This is a genomic window from Streptomyces griseofuscus (assembly GCF_014673495.1).
In the GTDB taxonomy this organism is placed as follows: domain Bacteria; phylum Actinomycetota; class Actinomycetes; order Streptomycetales; family Streptomycetaceae; genus Streptomyces; species Streptomyces murinus.
In genome coordinates, this window is the sequence record NZ_CP051006.1 from 1,373,052 (window position 1) to 1,388,183 (window position 15,132).

General features: G+C 73.6%; 11 protein-coding genes. 6 read left to right on the plus strand and 5 right to left on the minus strand.

Annotated features, from left to right (window positions below):
- Window positions 1-22: 22 nt before the first annotated feature.
- Window positions 23-1,213 (minus strand): zinc-dependent alcohol dehydrogenase, encoded by a 1,191-nt coding sequence (locus HEP81_RS06040; RefSeq protein ID WP_037659661.1) that lies wholly within the window; start codon window positions 1,211-1,213, stop codon window positions 23-25.
- A gap of 253 nt (window positions 1,214-1,466) precedes the next feature.
- Here HEP81_RS06040 and HEP81_RS06045 point away from each other — a divergent pair, with 253 nt between their 5' ends.
- Complete coding sequence (locus HEP81_RS06045) at window positions 1,467-2,378, plus strand: DUF3048 domain-containing protein (RefSeq protein ID WP_243279295.1); 912 nt, start codon at window positions 1,467-1,469, stop codon at window positions 2,376-2,378.
- A gap of 22 nt (window positions 2,379-2,400) precedes the next feature.
- Here the strand turns inward: HEP81_RS06045 and HEP81_RS06050 are convergent, their stop codons facing one another.
- A complete protein-coding gene (locus HEP81_RS06050; RefSeq protein ID WP_190275950.1) occupies window positions 2,401-5,079 on the minus strand; it encodes an ATP-binding protein in 2,679 nt (892 codons plus the stop codon).
- A gap of 174 nt (window positions 5,080-5,253) precedes the next feature.
- On the opposite strand from HEP81_RS06050, the gene HEP81_RS06055 reads away from it, so the two are divergent.
- The 3 genes from HEP81_RS06055 (at window position 5,254) to HEP81_RS06065 (ending at window position 9,234) form a co-directional block, all read left to right on the plus strand.
- Window positions 5,254-6,582, plus strand: a complete 1,329-nt coding sequence (locus tag HEP81_RS06055) for an MFS transporter (protein ID WP_243279296.1) — start codon at window positions 5,254-5,256, stop codon at window positions 6,580-6,582.
- Between the two features lie 2 nt (window positions 6,583-6,584).
- Window positions 6,585-7,769 carry an anhydro-N-acetylmuramic acid kinase gene (locus tag HEP81_RS06060; RefSeq protein ID WP_051850425.1) on the plus strand — a complete coding sequence of 395 codons (1,185 nt, stop codon included), beginning with the start codon at window positions 6,585-6,587 and terminating at the stop codon, window positions 7,767-7,769.
- Between the two features lie 94 nt (window positions 7,770-7,863).
- Window positions 7,864-9,234, plus strand: coding sequence for a DUF2510 domain-containing protein (locus HEP81_RS06065; protein ID WP_037659666.1), 1,371 nt, complete (start codon window positions 7,864-7,866; stop codon window positions 9,232-9,234).
- A gap of 142 nt (window positions 9,235-9,376) precedes the next feature.
- Here the strand turns inward: HEP81_RS06065 and HEP81_RS06070 are convergent, their stop codons facing one another.
- Window positions 9,377-9,991: a TetR/AcrR family transcriptional regulator gene (locus tag HEP81_RS06070; protein ID WP_037659668.1), complete on the minus strand. Its 615-nt coding sequence runs from the start codon at window positions 9,989-9,991 to the stop codon at window positions 9,377-9,379.
- Window positions 9,992-10,201: 210 nt separating this feature from the next.
- Between HEP81_RS06070 and HEP81_RS06075 the strand changes: the two genes are divergently transcribed.
- On the plus strand, window positions 10,202-11,002 hold the full coding sequence (locus tag HEP81_RS06075; protein WP_037659670.1) for a phosphatase PAP2 family protein: 801 nt from the start codon (window positions 10,202-10,204) through the stop codon (window positions 11,000-11,002).
- Window positions 10,999-11,970: a DMT family protein gene (locus HEP81_RS06080; RefSeq protein WP_037659671.1), complete on the plus strand. Its 972-nt coding sequence runs from the start codon at window positions 10,999-11,001 to the stop codon at window positions 11,968-11,970. The genes HEP81_RS06075 and HEP81_RS06080 overlap by 4 nt, the downstream gene beginning before the upstream one ends.
- A gap of 123 nt (window positions 11,971-12,093) precedes the next feature.
- Here the strand turns inward: HEP81_RS06080 and HEP81_RS06085 are convergent, their stop codons facing one another.
- A complete protein-coding gene (locus HEP81_RS06085; RefSeq protein ID WP_037659672.1) occupies window positions 12,094-12,978 on the minus strand; it encodes an LURP-one-related family protein in 885 nt (294 codons plus the stop codon).
- A gap of 66 nt (window positions 12,979-13,044) precedes the next feature.
- A complete protein-coding gene (locus tag HEP81_RS06090; protein ID WP_037659674.1) occupies window positions 13,045-15,093 on the minus strand; it encodes a phosphocholine-specific phospholipase C in 2,049 nt (682 codons plus the stop codon).
- Between the last annotated feature and the right edge of the window lie 39 nt (window positions 15,094-15,132).

Genomic DNA, 15,132 nt, shown 5'->3' on the forward strand with positions numbered 1-15,132 from the left:
ACCGAGCTCCGGGTCCCTGCCGCTACGGCTTCATCAGGATCTTGATCGCGCCGTCCTCCTTGCGCTGGAACATCTCGTAGGCGTGCGGCGCCTCGGACAGCGGGACCCGGTGCGTCGCGAAGTCCTCGACACCGAGCGGGTCGTCGTCGGTGAGGTACGGCATGATCTGGTCGCTCCAGCGGCGGACGTTGGCCTGCCCCATCCGCAGCTGGGTCTGCTTGTCGAACAGGGTGAGCAGCGGGATCGGGTCGGCCATGCCGCCGTAGACACCGCTGAGCGAGATGGTGCCACCCCGTCGTACCAGGTCGATCGCCATGTACAGGGCGCCGAGCCGGTCGATGCTGAAGCGTTCCGCGAAGGGGGCCGCGACCGCGCGCGGCATCAGGGCGGTGGCCTGCTGGGCGAGCCGTGCGGCCGCGCTGCCGTGGGCCTCGGTGCCGACGGCGTCGATCACCGCGTCCGGACCCCGGCCGCCGGTCTCGTCACGGATCGCGTGGATCAGCGCCTTCTCGTCGTCGAAGGCCCGCAGGTCGTACGTCTTCACTCCCCGCCGGTTCGCCCGCGCGAGCCGCTCGGGCACCAGGTCGATGCCGAAGACCTGTTCGGCGCCGCGTGCCTTGGCGATCCGGCAGGACATGTCGCCGATCGGGCCGAGCCCGAGGACGGCGACGCTGCCGCCGGGCGGGATCGCCGCGTACTCCACGGCCTGCCAGGCGGTGGGCAGCACATCGGAGAGATAGACGAAGCGGTCGTCCGGCGGGCCTTCGGGCACCTTCATCGGGCCGAACTGGGCCTGCGGCACCCGCAGATACTCGGCCTGGGCACCCGGTACGGCGCCGTAGAGCCGGGTGTAGCCGAACAGGGCCGCGCCCATGCCCTCGCCGGTGACCTGGGTGGTCTCGCACTGGGTGGTGAGCCCGGAGTCGCACATGAAGCAGTGCCCGCAGGAGATCTGGAACGGCACCACGACCCGGTCGCCGGGCTTCAGGTTCGTCACCTCCGAGCCGACCTCCTCCACGATGCCCATGGGCTCGTGGCCGAGGATGTCACCCGGGGTCATGAACGGGGTGAGCACTTCGTACAGATGCAGGTCGGAACCGCACAGCCCGCTGGAGGTGATGCGGATGACAGCGTCGGTGGGCTTCTCGATCCTCGGGTCGGGCACGTCCTCCACCCGCACGTCCCGCCTGCCCTGCCAGGTGACTGCCTTCATGAGGTCGCGCTCCCTTGGTCGCGTGGGTCCGTTTCGCGGTGGCGGCCGGGTACCCGTGCGTCCGGGTGCCGAATCCCCTGGTGGGCAGGGCTCGGGTGCCGGGCGCGTGCGGGACGGGGGCACAGCGGGTATGACCCGCGTGCGCGCACGATCGGAGGCGGACGGCGGACGACTGACGACCACGGCGGATGACGGACGAGGTGGCGAGGTGGGCGGAAGACGTGGTCGGCGAAGAGCCGCGGGGACGGCGGTCGTGCTGGTCGCCGCCCTGGCGTCGGGGTGCGGCGGGCACGGCGGCCGGCACGACCGGGGGCCGGTTCCGACCCGGCCCCCGTCCCCCACCGCCATGGGCGGCTCGCCGCTCGCCGTGAAGATCGACAATGTGCCGGCGGCCCGCCCGGCGACCGGGCTCGACGCCGCCGACGTGGTGTACGCGGAACAGGTCGAGGGCGGTCTGAGCCGACTGATGGCGGTGTACGCGAGGCGCCTGCCGAGCGCCGTCGGACCGGTGCGCAGCGCCCGCGAGTCCGATCTGGAGCTGCTCGGCCAGTTCGACCGGCCGTATCTGGCCTTCTCCGGCGCCCAGCGCAAGCTGCTGCCGCTGATCGAGCGGGCGCCGGTGCGGCCCGAGTCGCCCGACGAGGCATCCGGCGCCTACTACCGGGACAGCACCCGGGGCGCGCCGCACAACCTCTGTCTGCGCCCGGCGCGCCTGCTGCGCTCCGCCCCGGGCGAGGGCGCGCTGACCACGGGCTTCCGCTACGGCCCCGCCCCCTCCGGCGGCACCCCGGTGGCCTCGCGCACCGTGCGCTATCCGGCGGCCCGCTTCACCTTCACCTGGTCCGGGGCCCGGCACGGCTGGCTGATCGCGATGGACGGCACCCCCGCGGTCACCACGGAAGGTCCCCGCCCGGCGCCGCCGACGGTCGTCGTCCAGTACGTCCGGATCCGCGATTCGAAGTACCACGATGTGCTCGGCAACCCCACCCCCTACACCGAGACGGTCGGCTCCGGGCGGGCGGAGGTGCTGCGCGACGGGCGCTCCTTCGCCGCCACCTGGTCGCGGCCCGCGGCGAACGGCGGTACGGCGTTCACCGGGGCGGACGGCGGGCCGCTGGACTTCGCCGCCGGTCAGGTGTGGGTGGTGTTCGCGCGGGCGGCCTGAACCGCCCCGCGGCGCCCGAGGACTATCGTGCTCCTCCCTGGTCGAGCGCCGCCCTCGCCTGTGCGACCAGGCCGTCCGCCCCGCAGGAGCGGGCCAGGTCCAGGCCACGGTCGAGGTCGGCGGCGGAGCGGGCGAGGATGCCGAACTCGATACGGGCGGCCGCGTGTTCGTACTGGGAGGGCGATGCCTCCAGATAGGTGACGGCGCGGCTCGCGAGCTGGAGTGCGCGGGTGCCGGTCTCGAGCGCGGCGGCACAGCGCAGGGCCTCGCCGATGGCGGTGTCCGTGCCGAAGCGCTCGGCCTGCCGCCGGGCGTCGGCGGCGAGCCGTTTGCTGCGGGCCGGGTCCTGGACCGCGAGGGCCCGGGCGAGATCGACCGACCAGGGTGCGAGGACCGGGTTGTGGCCGCCCCGGGAGGCGGCGGTCTTCTCGGCGGCCTCCAGCTCGTTGACGCCTTCTTCCGTACGGCCGACGGCGAGCAGCAGCCGGCCGCGCACCGAGCGGACGTCGAGCAGCACGATGGTGGACGGGTAGGGCGGGGCGAAGCCGTACTGTTCGGCGACCGCCCAGGCTTCGTCGACATGGCCGCGGGCGAGCAGGGTGTCGACCAGACCGCAGGTGGCGGACCAGTGCAACGGCAGGCGTCGGCCCACCCGTTCGGCGAGGGCGAGGGCCTCGCGCAGATTGGTCTCCGCGTCCCGCAGTCGGCCCTGCCGGCGGTAGGCCAGACCCAGGTAGGCGTTGGCCAGGGAGAGATGCCCGCCGTGCCAGCCCGCGCCGGTGTACACGCGCAGGGCCTCCGCGAACAGGCTCTCGGCGCGGTCGAGCCGGTCGGTGTAGACATAGGCGCTGCCGAGCATCATCAGCAGTTCGATGCCCCACTCGCGGTCGGTCCAGCCGAGGCCGGGCGCGAGCCGTCCGTTGACGAGGGCCCGGTCGCAGAGTTCGACGATCTCGGCGGCGCTCTCGCCGTGCGTCATGGCGTCGAAGCCGCGCAGGATCAGCAGCGCGCGTTCGGTGTTGTCGCGGCCGGCGCAGGTGGCGGCGAGTTCGGCGAGGCCCTGGGAGCGGGCCGGGGCGACGGTCTCGCCGTGGATGCCCTCCCACATGTACTGGAACGCCTGCAACCGCAGCCGCACGGGCCCCGGTTCGTGCCGGGCGGCCTCGGCCTCGATGGTGCGGACGGCCTCCTCCAACTGGTCGTTGTGGAGCAGGGCCTGGGAGAGCCGGACCACGGCGTCGACGCGTTCGCCGCCGTCGAGGCCGCGCATGCCGAGGGCGCTGCGCAGATGGGCGATCGTGACGGCGGGTGCGGTCAGCAGGGTGGCGCAGCCCAGTTCGTAGAGGACCTGGGCGTGGATCTCGGGGCGGGGCGGCTCCTCCAGGGCGCGTTCGAGGCAGACGCGGGCCGCGTCGGGCGCGCCGACGGCGAGGTGTTCGCGGGCGGCCTCGCGCAGCCGCTCGACCAGTCTCTCGTCGGCCTCCGGATGGACTTCGAGGAGGTGCCGGGCCGCTTCGGCGGCGCCCCGGCCCAGCTCGGTGACGATCTCGGCGGCCACTCCGTGCATGGCGGTGCACACGCCCGGCGGGATGGAGTTGTAGACGGCGGAGGCGATCAGCGGGTGCACGAACTCCAGCTCGCCGTCCCGGCGTTCGCTGGCCGTGGGGTCGGGTGTGGTGAGGATGCGGGCGGTGCGCAGCAGACCGGCGCAGTGCCGGGCGGTGTCCTCGTCCATCGTGGCGAGACGGGCGACCGACTCCAGGGTGATGCCGGTGCCGAGGACGGCGGCGGCCCAGGCGAACTGGGTGGCCTGGAGGCCGAGTTCCTTGATCCGGTCGACGAGTCCGCCGCCGCGGGCCGCGCGGTTGAGGGCGCGCAGTTCCCCGGCCCGGGCCTCCACCGGCGACAGTTCGCTCTCCTGCACCTTGGCGAGGAGTTCCACGGCGTCGTACGGATTGCCCGCGGTGACGGCCCAGACCTCGCGGCAGAACGCGTCGTCGGCATGCCGGCCGAGGGTGGCGCGGGTGAGTCCGGCCGCCGCGTCGGGGGTGAGTGCGCGCAGATTGTTGACGGGGCGGCCCGCGGCCTCGGCGACCGCGTCGAGGTGCCGGGCGCTCTCCCCGCTGACGTCGCCGGGCCTGCGGGCGACCACGACCAGGACGGGCAGGTCGTGCAGGCGTTCGGCGAAGGCGGCGAGCCAGCGCAGGGTCTCCTGGTCGGCCCAGTGCGCGTCGTCGATCAGCAGCACGAGCGGCCATTCGCGGCGGGCGAGCCGGCGGACGGCGGCCACGAGTCCGTCGCACACGTACTGCGGGTCGGCGCTCTCCTCCTGCGGTTCGGCTATGCCGAGGGCGGGACCGGCGATGTCGTACCAGTCGCCGAGGTACTCGCGGGCCTCCTCGGGCAGCAGCGACAGCAGTGCGGGCTGGAGCAGCTGCCGTACCACGTTGAAGGGCACGGACCTCAGGGTCTCGGCGCCGCGTGTGTACCAGACGGTGCAGCCCCGGCGTTCGGCCATGCGCCGGGCCTCGGTCAGCAGCGCGGTCTTGCCGAGGCCCGCCTCGCCGCGGAAGACCAGCAGGCCGCCCGCGGAGGACTCGTCGGCGCGCAGCTCCTCGATGGCCCGCGCGACGGTGTCGATCTCCGCGTCCCGCTCCCACAGGGGAGCCGAAGCGGCCGCCGCCGGCCGTCCCTCCGTCATCCCGTTACCTCCCCAAGGTCGCCCGAATGACGTACAGACCCCGAGCGTAGCCGTCCGGTGGGATATGTGGTGGCCGGTCGGGGCAGCTCTTGCACAGCCGGGTGAAAGTTCGGGCGGCCGGGCGACGCGGGCCCGCCTCGATCAGCGATGTCGTCGGCGGACGGAGCGTCAGCGGTGAGCGAGACGAGGCGGGTTCCGCGGGGGCGTACGACCGTCCGGGGCCCCGGGGTGCGGGCGGTGGCGGCGGGCTCGGTCGGGAACTTCGTGGAGTGGTACGAGTTCGCGGTCTACGGCTTCCTCGCGACCGTGCTCGCCGAGCGCTTCTTCACCCCGGCGGGCGGCGGCGCGGTGGAGGGGCTGGTGCGGACGTACGCCTCCTTCGCGCTCGCGTTCTTCTTCCGGCCGCTGGGCGCGGTGCTGTTCGGCAGGCTGGGCGACCGGTACGGGCGGCGGCCGGTGCTGATCGGGGTGGTGGCGCTGATGTCGGGCGCGACGGCGCTGATCGGGGCGCTGCCGACGTACGGCGCGGTGGGCGCCCTCGCGCCCTGGCTGCTCACGCTGCTGCGGATCGTCCAAGGGCTCGCGGCGGGCGGGGAGTTCGGCGGTGCGGTGGCGGTGCTGACGGAGTTCGCACCGCCGGGGCGGCGGGGGCTGTACGGGGCGTGGCAGTCCTTCACGGTGGCGCTGGGGCTGCTGGGCGGCGCGGGGGTCACGGCGGTGACGGCCGCGGTGCTGGGCACGGAGCGGCTGTCCGCGTGGGGGTGGCGGCTGCCGTTCCTGCTGGCCGTGCCGCTGGGTCTGCTGGCGCTGTGGCTGCGCAGCGGCCTCACGGAGACGCCGGAGTTCCTGGAGCGGACCAACACCCGGGATATAAGGCCCGGTTGGGGGGCGCTGGTGCTCGCGGCGGCGCGGGTGACGGGCTGGGCGGCGGCCGGTTACACCTTCCTGGTGGTGCTTCCCTCGTACCTCCAGAGCGCGCTGCACACGGGCTTCGCGCAGGCGCTGCTGGCCGCGGCGGTGGCCAACGCGGGGTTCGCCGCGGCGATCCTGCCCGCCGGGGTGCTCAGCGACCGGGTGGGGCGGCGGCCGGTGCTGCTCGCGGGCGCGGTGCTGGTGGTGGCGACCGCGCTGCCGGTGCTCGATCTGCTCCGGGATCCCGGGGCCTCGACCGTGGCGAAGGCCCTCGCGCTGGCCGGCGCCGGCGCGGTGGTGGGTCTGATGGCGGGCCCGGGACCCGCCCTGCTCGCCGAGATGTTCCCCGCCCGCGTCCGCTGGACCGGCCTCGGTCTCGCCTACGCCCTGTCCAACGCGGTCTTCTCCGGCTGCGCGGGCCTGATCATCACGGAGGCGGTGCGCAGGACCGGGAACCCGGACGTACCCGGCTACTACGCGGCGGCCGCGTGCGCGGTGAGCGCGTCGGCCCTGCTGAAGCGGGCTCCAGGAGAGGGGAGTTGGCGGCGTCGGCCATCGGAAGAGGCGGCACAAAAGGCGAGTTGGAGGTAGCGGTGCGAGTGATCGGGCTGATGTCCGGGACGTCGTACGACGCCGTGGACGCGGCGGCCGGCGATCTGCGGCTGGACGGCGACACCTTGGTGCTGCGGCCGCTCGGGCTGGTCGCCGCGCCGTACGAGGAGCCGTTGCGCGCGGCGCTCGCGAAGGCGATGCCACCCGCGGAGTGCGGGTTCGAGGCGGTGTGCCGTCTGGACACCGGGATCGGGCGGGCGTTCGCGGCGGCGGCGGTGCGGGCGGACCGGGAACTGTGCGCGGGGCGCGCGGAGTTGGTGGCCTCGCACGGGCAGACGGTCTACCACTGGGTGGCGGACGGGCGGGTGCGCGGCACCTTGCAGCTCGGGCAGCCCGCGTGGATCGCGGAGGCGACCGGGCTGCCCGTGGTCGCCGACTTCCGGGCCCGGGACGTCGCGGCGGGCGGCCAGGGCGCGCCCCTGGTCAGCCTGTTCGACCTGCTGTGGCTGCGGGGCCGGCCCGGCCGGCCGGTGGCGCTGAACATAGGCGGCATCGCCAATCTGACCGCACCGGACGGCACCGCCTTCGACACCGGGCCGGGCTGCGCGCTGCTGGACGCGGCGGCGCGGGAGTTCAGCGGCGGGCGGCTGGCCTACGACGCGGACGGCGCCCTCGCCGCCCGCGGCCGCCCCGACCCGCGGCTGCTGGAACGGCTGCTGGCGGAGCCGTACTACGCCCTGCCCGCGCCGCGCACCACCGGTAAGGAGCTGTTCCACGCGGGGTATCTGCGGTCCGCCGGTGCCTTCGACGGGGGCCGCCCGGAGGACGTGCTGGCCACGCTCGCCCTGCTGACCGCGCGGACGATCGCGGACGCGGTGCGGTCCGTCGGCGCGAGCGAGGTGATCGCGTCCGGCGGGGGTGTGCGCAATCCGGTGCTGGTGCGCCTGCTCCGGGAACTGCTCGACGGGATTGCGCTGCGCTCCTCGGACGAACTCGGGCTGCCCGCCGCCGCGAAGGAGGCGTACGCCTTCGCGGTGCTCGGCTTCCTCACCGTGCACGGCCTCGCGGGCACCGATCCGCGCAGCACGGGGGCGCGGCGGCCGAGCGTACTGGGGTCGGTGACACCGGGGCGGGACGGATTCCGGATGCCGGCGCCCGCGGGGTGCGCGCCGGTGCGGCTGGTGGTGGCGGGCGCGGAGGGCCGGGAGGGGAGCCGGACGGCATAGGCCGAAGAAATCGAGGGGCGATATGTCCCGGGACGGCGGGATTGGCGGCAGATCCTCTCATCCCGCTTTCACGGATGCCTCATACGGTGGGGCCATGACGCAGGTGACTCCTCCCGGGTGGTACCCCGACCCCGGGCAGACGCATGACGGTCCGCCCACCGAGCGCTGGTGGGACGGCAAGGCCTGGACGGACCGGGTCCGCCCCGCCGGGACGGCCGCGCCGTGGGATCCCCCGGCACAGGTGCCGGGGGATCAGCCGGGGACGGGGCAGCCGGAGACGGGTGAGGCGGAGCCGGGCCGGGCGTCGGAACACGGCCGGACACCGGAGAACGGCCCGGCGGCGCAGGCCGACCCGGCGACGGAGCCCGACACCGGGGCGCAGGCCGACCCGAGGGCGCAGGCGGGTCACGTGCCGCCCGCCGGCCAGTCCCCCCTCGCCGGTCCCGCGGCGCAGACCACTCCCCTGCCGCCCGTGGGCCAGGCGCCGCCCGCCGGTCAGGCGCCGCCCGGCTACGGCTCCTACCCCGGTCACCAGCCCCCGCCCGGACAGCCCGGCTACCCGGCGTACACCGGCTACCCCTCCTATCCCGCGTCGCCCCCGCCGCCCGCGCGCAGCGGGCTGCGGACCGGCATAGCCGTCACCGCGGCGGTCGCGGTGCTGGCCTGCATCGGGATCGGCGTGTACGCGCTCACCAATGACAACGGCGGGAGCAACGACCGCGCCGGGGTGCGGCAGGGCGCGAGCGGCGGCCAGAACGGCGGCGGGTTCGGCGGCCCGGGCGGCGCCGGTGGGTCCGACGGCTCCGGCGGTGCTTCCGGCGGGCAGGGCGGTCCGGGCGGCTCCGGTGGCCTCGGCGGTTCCGGGGGCGGGGACGGCTCGGGCGGCTCCGGCGGTCAGTCGCCGTCGCCCGACCGTTCGCCCGCGCCCAAGATCAAGGGCGGCGGGACCGTGCCGGACTCGATCGACGGCGTCAGCCTGCCCGTGCCGAAGGGCTGGACCGGGCAGGCGATCAGCGTCGGCGCGCAGGTCACCTCGGACAACTCCTACAAGTGCCCCGGCAACAGCTCCCAGACCTGCACGGCGGGCGGCGCCTACACCGCCCCCGCCGTGGCGCTGGGCACCGACGGCGACACCGCGGAGCAGGTCGCGAAGGCGGACATCGCGGCGAACGCGAAGGAGTCGTACGGCGGCAGCACCTACGGCAGCATCACCTCGCACCAGCAGCTGGCCGCCGAGGCGGTGACGGTGGCCGGGCAGAAGGGCTATCTGGTGCGCTGGAAGGCGGTCACCAGCAAGGGCGCCGACGGCCTGGTCGAATCGGTCGCCTTCCCCTCCCCGAACGACGCCCGGCAGATGGTGGTCGTGCGCTTCGGCATCGACGTCGGGCAGGACACGTCGGTCATCGACGAGATCCTGAAGGGGATCAAGGTCTCCTCCGGCGGCGGGGACGGCCAGAACGTCTGACCGGGCCGAAGAGTCCGGCCGGGTGGGGTTCCCCTCCGCTCAAGGGGAACCCCGCCCGGCCGGGGGTGCGCGCCGCCCCCGTCCCCACGGTGCGGCGCGGGCAGACCGCCGTTCAGTCATCCCGTGAACGGCGGCCTGGGTCCTATGTCAGTGCGAGCGCGGGCAGCACGGCGGCCTCCACGAACCGGAGCAGATAGTCGGCGTCGGCGTACTGGCCGCTGAGCACGGGCCGTACGCGCAGCACGCCGAACATCATGGCGGGGATGAACTCCAGCGCGGGATGGCCCGGGGCGATCTCGCCGCGTGCCACACCCCGGTCGAGGATCTCCTGGAGCGCGGCGATCTCCGGGTGCACCAGCGCCTCGCGCAGCGCCTGGGCCAGCTCCTCGTCCTGGGTCACCGCGGATCCGAGCGCCTGGAGCAGCTTGGTGTCCTTGCCCGACCAGTCGCCCGCGGCCCGCGCGGCCTGGCGCAGGTCCTCGGCGAGCGATCCGGTGTCGATGCCGGCGAAGCGCACCCGCCCCCGGGCCCGCAGCGCGGCGGCCACGAACTGGGGTTTGTTCTTCCACTGCCGGTAGAGCGTGGACTTGCTGCACCGGGTGGTGGAGGCGACGCCCTCCATGGTCACGGACTCGTAGCCGCACTCGCGGATCTGTTCCAGCACGGCGTCGAAGAACTCCCGCTCACGCTCCGGCGTGATCTTGGAGCGGCGCGAGGCGACGACCGTCTCCGGTCCCTCCGCGGCCTGCGACGTCATGTGGTGTTTCCCCTCGCTCATGGGCTCGGGCGCCCCCGGGCCCAGTTCCAGTGTGTCGCACTTCAATCGATACACGAGTGTACCGGTACTCCATCGTATCGGTACACTGCCGTATCGGTACACCAACGTATCGGTACGGACACGTACCAAAGCGTTGCCGCACCGTACCGAAGCACCGCCACACACGACCGTCAGCGAAGGGGCCGGGGGATGACTGCGCTCACCGAGCCTGCCGAGGCAGAAACGGACCCGGACGCCGCCGCGCGTCCGGGTCTCATACGTGAGTTCCTGCTCGTCGCGGGGCTCTTCCTCGTCTACAAGCTCGGCCGGCAGCTGGCCACCGGCCACACCCTGCGCGCCTTCCACAACGCCCATGGCGTCTGGGACCTCGAACGGTCCCTGCGTCTGCCGCGCGAGACCGCCGTCCAGTCGGCGCTGCTGCACAGCGACACCCTCGTCCATGCGGCCAACACCTACTACGCGACGGTGCACTTCCCGGCCACGCTCGCCTTCCTGGTCTGGCTCTACCTCCGGCGCCCCGCGCACTACGTCTGGGCCCGCCGGGTCCTCGCCGTGGTCACCGCGGCCGCCCTGGTGCTGCCCTTCACCTTCCCGCTGGCCCCGCCCCGGATGCTGGCCGGAACCGGCCTGGTGGACACCGCCCGGATCTACGGCCCCTCCGTGTACGGCCCACCGGCCCACGACCATCTCTCCAACCAGTTCGCCGCGATGCCCTCGCTGCACTTCGGCTGGGCGCTGATGGTGGCGATCGGCCTGATCACGGCCACCCGCTCGCGCTGGCGCCCGCTGTGGCTGCTGCACCCGCTGCTCACCCTGCTGGTGATCGTGGGCACCGCCAACCACTACTGGCTCGACGCGCTCGCCGCGACCGCCATGCTGGGCGTCGCCCTCGCCCTGCTCCGTCCCCCGCGCCGCACCACCACCCGGGTGGGCCGCGGCCCCGGCCGGATCGTCCCGCGCCAGCGGGTCCTGGCGGGAGCGGCCCGGTGAACGCCGCCGAGCTGGTCGCCGTCGCGCTGTCCCTGGTCTCCGCCGTGGCCTACGCGCTCGCCGCCGTCGCCCAGGAGCGGCTGGCCGCCCGCAACGCCGGTGCCGGGCTGCTGCGGCTGCTCGGCACGGGTGCCTGGTGGTCGGCGGTCGGCCTGAACGCGGCGGCCGCGCTGCTGCATGTCGCGGCCCTCAAGTACGGTCCGCTGACCGTCGTACAGCCGCTCGGCGCGCTGACCCTGGTGGCGGCCGTGCCGCTGGGCGCGCGGGCCGCCGGGCGGCGGGTCAGCGCGGTGGAGTGGCGCGGTACGGCGCTCACCCTGCTCGGTCTCGGCGCGGTGCTGATCACCGCGTCGGGCCCGGCGCCCTCCCGGGTGCTCAGCCTGCCGGAAGCGGTCGCGGTGGCCGGTACGACGGCCGCGCTGGTCGGCGCCCTGTCCTGGCCCGGCGCCCGGCCGGGGCTGCGGCACGCGACCGCGTCCGGGTTCGCCTCGGGGGTCGCCTCCGCGCTCACCCAGACCGTGACCGTGGCCGCCACCGACCGCTCGGGTCCGGTGCTGAGCACCGAGGTGATCGTGGTCGCGCTGCTGGTCGCGGCGTTCGCCGTCGGCGGGCTGCTGCTCTCGCAGACCGCCTATCGCGGCGGCCTCGGCGCCCCGCTGGCGGTCGTCACCCTGGCCAATCCGGTGGCCGCCGCGCTGATCGGGCTCACCCTGCTCGGGCAGGGGCTCACCGGCGGTGCGGGCGGGGTGCTGCTGGCGCTCGCCGGGGCGGCACTGGCCGCCCGGGGTGTGGTGCTGCTCACCCGGGTCACCAGGGCGACGGCGGACGACGCGGAACCGCACGACCATCCGGTGGCCGCGGTGCTCGCCCTGCGCGCGGAGACGGCGGCGGCTGAACCCGCTCTGCGGTCCCAGCTGCCGGAGCAGCCCGAACGGCCCGAACAGCCGGGGCATCTCACGGCGCTGTGACCGCGCTGCCCGCAGACGTCGGCGGTCGGTGCGCGCGTTTCCGCGTGCACCGACCGCCGTTGCCGTGCTCGGTGTTCCGCCGTGCTGTTTGCCCTGCGGTGCGTGCCCCCGTACGGGAGGCGGTCAGTTCCAGCCCCGCGAGTCCTGCTTGAGCGCGGTGTCGACGGTCAGGGCCGTCGCGACCACCAGGCTCAGCAGCGGCTCGGGCAGCTGGTAGTGGATCTGGAGGACGTAGTTGTCCGCCGAGGTGAACAGCGTCTTGGCGAGGCCCTCCCAGGTCTTGGTGATCCGGGCCACCTCGTTGTCCTGGTGGTCGACGATCGCGAAGTTCCACGCCCGCCAGTTCTCCGCCTTGATCGCGCCGACCTGCTGGCCGTTCACGTTCATCGCGAAGTTGATCTTGCCGATCATGTTCTGCTGGACGATCTCACCGACCGGCGAGCCGTCCGGACGGGACACGATCACCCGGGACTTGAAGATCTTCGCGGGCCGGGTCAGCAGCAGCTGCGGCTGGCCGTAGGCGTCGCGGATCTCCAGCTTGTGGGTGAGGAACTGGTCCCAGCTGGAGACGAAGCGCAGGATCTTGCGCAGCGCGCCCTGCCCGACCTCGGTGACCGAGCCGAGCTCGCGGCCGTTCTGATCCATGACCTTGTACTCGTTGGTCAGCTCGATCAGCTTGGCCTTCTGGTTCACCACCAGTACCGGCTCGGTGAACAGGGTGCCGCCGCCGGGGCCGCCGGCCACCACACCGGCCTGCTGCTGCACCTGGCGCTGCACCCGGGCGTCGGGAGCCTGCTGCTGCGGGAACTGCTGCTGCGGCGCGGCCTGGTGGGGCTGCTGGGCCTGCTGCTGCGGTATCGCCTGCTGGGCCACCGGGGCCTGCTGGCCCTGCTGGGCCTGGTTGTTCGTGTGCTCGGTCCACTGGCTGCCGTCCCAGTAACGGAGCGTCTGAGGCGCGCCGTGCGGGTCCGGGTACCAGCCTGCCGGAGTGTTTGATTGCGTGGTCACCGGGGCACACTACCCTGCTCCGACCCGTACCTGACCAGCCCGGCGGAAGCGGTGTTCATCGCCCGTTCACTCCGTCGCGAGCGCCGGGTCGCTGACCCCGGGCCGACCGTTCTCCACGTGCCCGGCGAAGCCGCGCAGGAAGGCCGGGTCGTCCGCCGAGGTCACGGTCAGGTCGTACCAGAGGTGGCTGCTCGTCAGGTCCACGGTGTGCCGGACGAGCGCGCCGGGGCGTACGGACACGGTGACCGGGGCGCCGCCGTAGCCGTCGGCCATCTTCAAGCGCGCCGTGCCGGAGCCCTTGTTGGTGAGGGTGAGTTCGACGTGGTCGCCGGTGTGCCGGGCGGTCACCTCGGGGCCCGCCGTCTTGTTGCCGCCCTTGAAGACGCGCAGGAAGCCGTTGGGACCGTGCACGGCGAGGTCGTAGGAGCCGCCGGAGTAGGCCGAGTTCCAGGTGTCGGACAGGGTCTTGCCGGCCTCGGTGGTGTAGGTCCAGGGGCCGTCGGTGCGGTTGCCGGAGGTGACGAGGAAGACGGCGCCCGCCTTCGCGCCCGAGGCGAAGCTGAGGGTGAAGGTGCCGGCCGAGGTGTCCGCGGCGCCGTCCACGGCGGGCGCGTACTTCAGCGGGCGGGTGGGGCGGCCGCCTCGCTCCTGCCGGGGCAGCGAGGGGTTCGCGGGCGGCTTGGGCACGTAGTCGGGGTGCCGGTCGTGGTCCGGCGGCGCGTAGCCGGCCGTCGAGGGCAGCGAGACGGCCCCGGTGTCCTTGCGGGAGAAGTCGAAGGCGCTGGTGAGGTCGCCGCACACGGCCCGGCGCCAGGGCGAGATGTTCGGCTCGCGCACCCCGAAGCGCTGCTCGATGAAGCGGATGATCGAGGTGTGGTCGAAGGTCTCGGAGCAGACGTAGCCGCCCTTGCTCCAGGGCGAGACGACCAGCATCGGCACCCGCTGGCCGAGACCGTACGGTCCCGCCGTGTATCCGGCGCCGCCCGGGTACAGGTCGGCCGAGGCGTCGACCGTGGACTTGCCCTGGGCACCGGAGGCGGCCGGGAAGGGCGGCACGACGTGGTCGAAGAAGCCGTCGTTCTCGTCGTAGGTCAGGAAGAGGGCCGTCTTCGCCCACACCTCGGGGTTGGAGGTGAGCGCGTCGAGGACCTGGGAGACGTACCAGGCGCCGTAGTTGGCGGGCCAGTTCGGGTGCTCGGTGAACGCCTCGGGGGCGGCGATCCAGGAGACCTGCGGGAGCGTCCCGGCCTTGACGTCGGCCTTCAGCCGGTCGAAGAAGCCCTCGCCCGCCTTCGCGTCCGTGCCGGTGCGGGCCTTGTCGTACAGCGGGTCGCCGGGCTTCGCGTCGCGGTACTGGTTGAAGTAGAGCAGCGAGTTGTCGCCGTAGTTGCCCCGGTAGGCGTCGTCGATCCAGCCCCAGCCGCCGTTCGCGTCCAGGCCGTCGCCGATGTCCTGGTAGATCTTCCAGGAGACGCCCGCCTGCTCCAGGCGTTCGGGGTACGTCGTCCAGCCGTAGCCCTTCTCGTCGTTGCCGAGGACCGGGCCGCCGCCTTTGCCGTCGTTGCCGACGTAACCCGACCACATGTAGTAGCGGTTGGGGTCGGTGGAGCCTATGAACGAGCAGTGGTAGGCGTCGCAGATGGTGAAGGCGTCCGCGAGGGCGTAGTGGAAGGGGATGTCCCGGCGGGTCAGGTACGCCATCGTGGTGGCGGACTTGGCGGGTACCCACTTGTCGTACTTGCCGCCGTTGAACGCGGTGTGCCCGTCGTTCCAGCCGTGCGGCAGGTCCTGGAGGAAGGCGAGGCCGAGGTCGTCGGCGTCCGGGTGGAAGGGCAGGATGTCCCGGGTGCCGTCCGACTGCCGCCACACGGAGCGGCCGTTCTGGCTGACCGCGCGCGGGTCGCCGAAGCCCCGGACGCCCCTGAGCGAACCGAAGTAATGGTCGAAAGAACGGTTCTCCTGCATCAGGACGACGATGTGCTCGACGTCCTGGACCGATCCGGTGCGATGGTTCGCGGGCAGGGCGGCGGCGCGCTGGATGCTGCTCGACAGCGCCGTGAACGCCGTCGTGGCGCCCGCGATCTGGAGGAAGCGCCGGCGGTTGACTTCGGTCATGGGGGGTGGGTCCTCTCGTCCTGACGTCCGTGTTGTGCC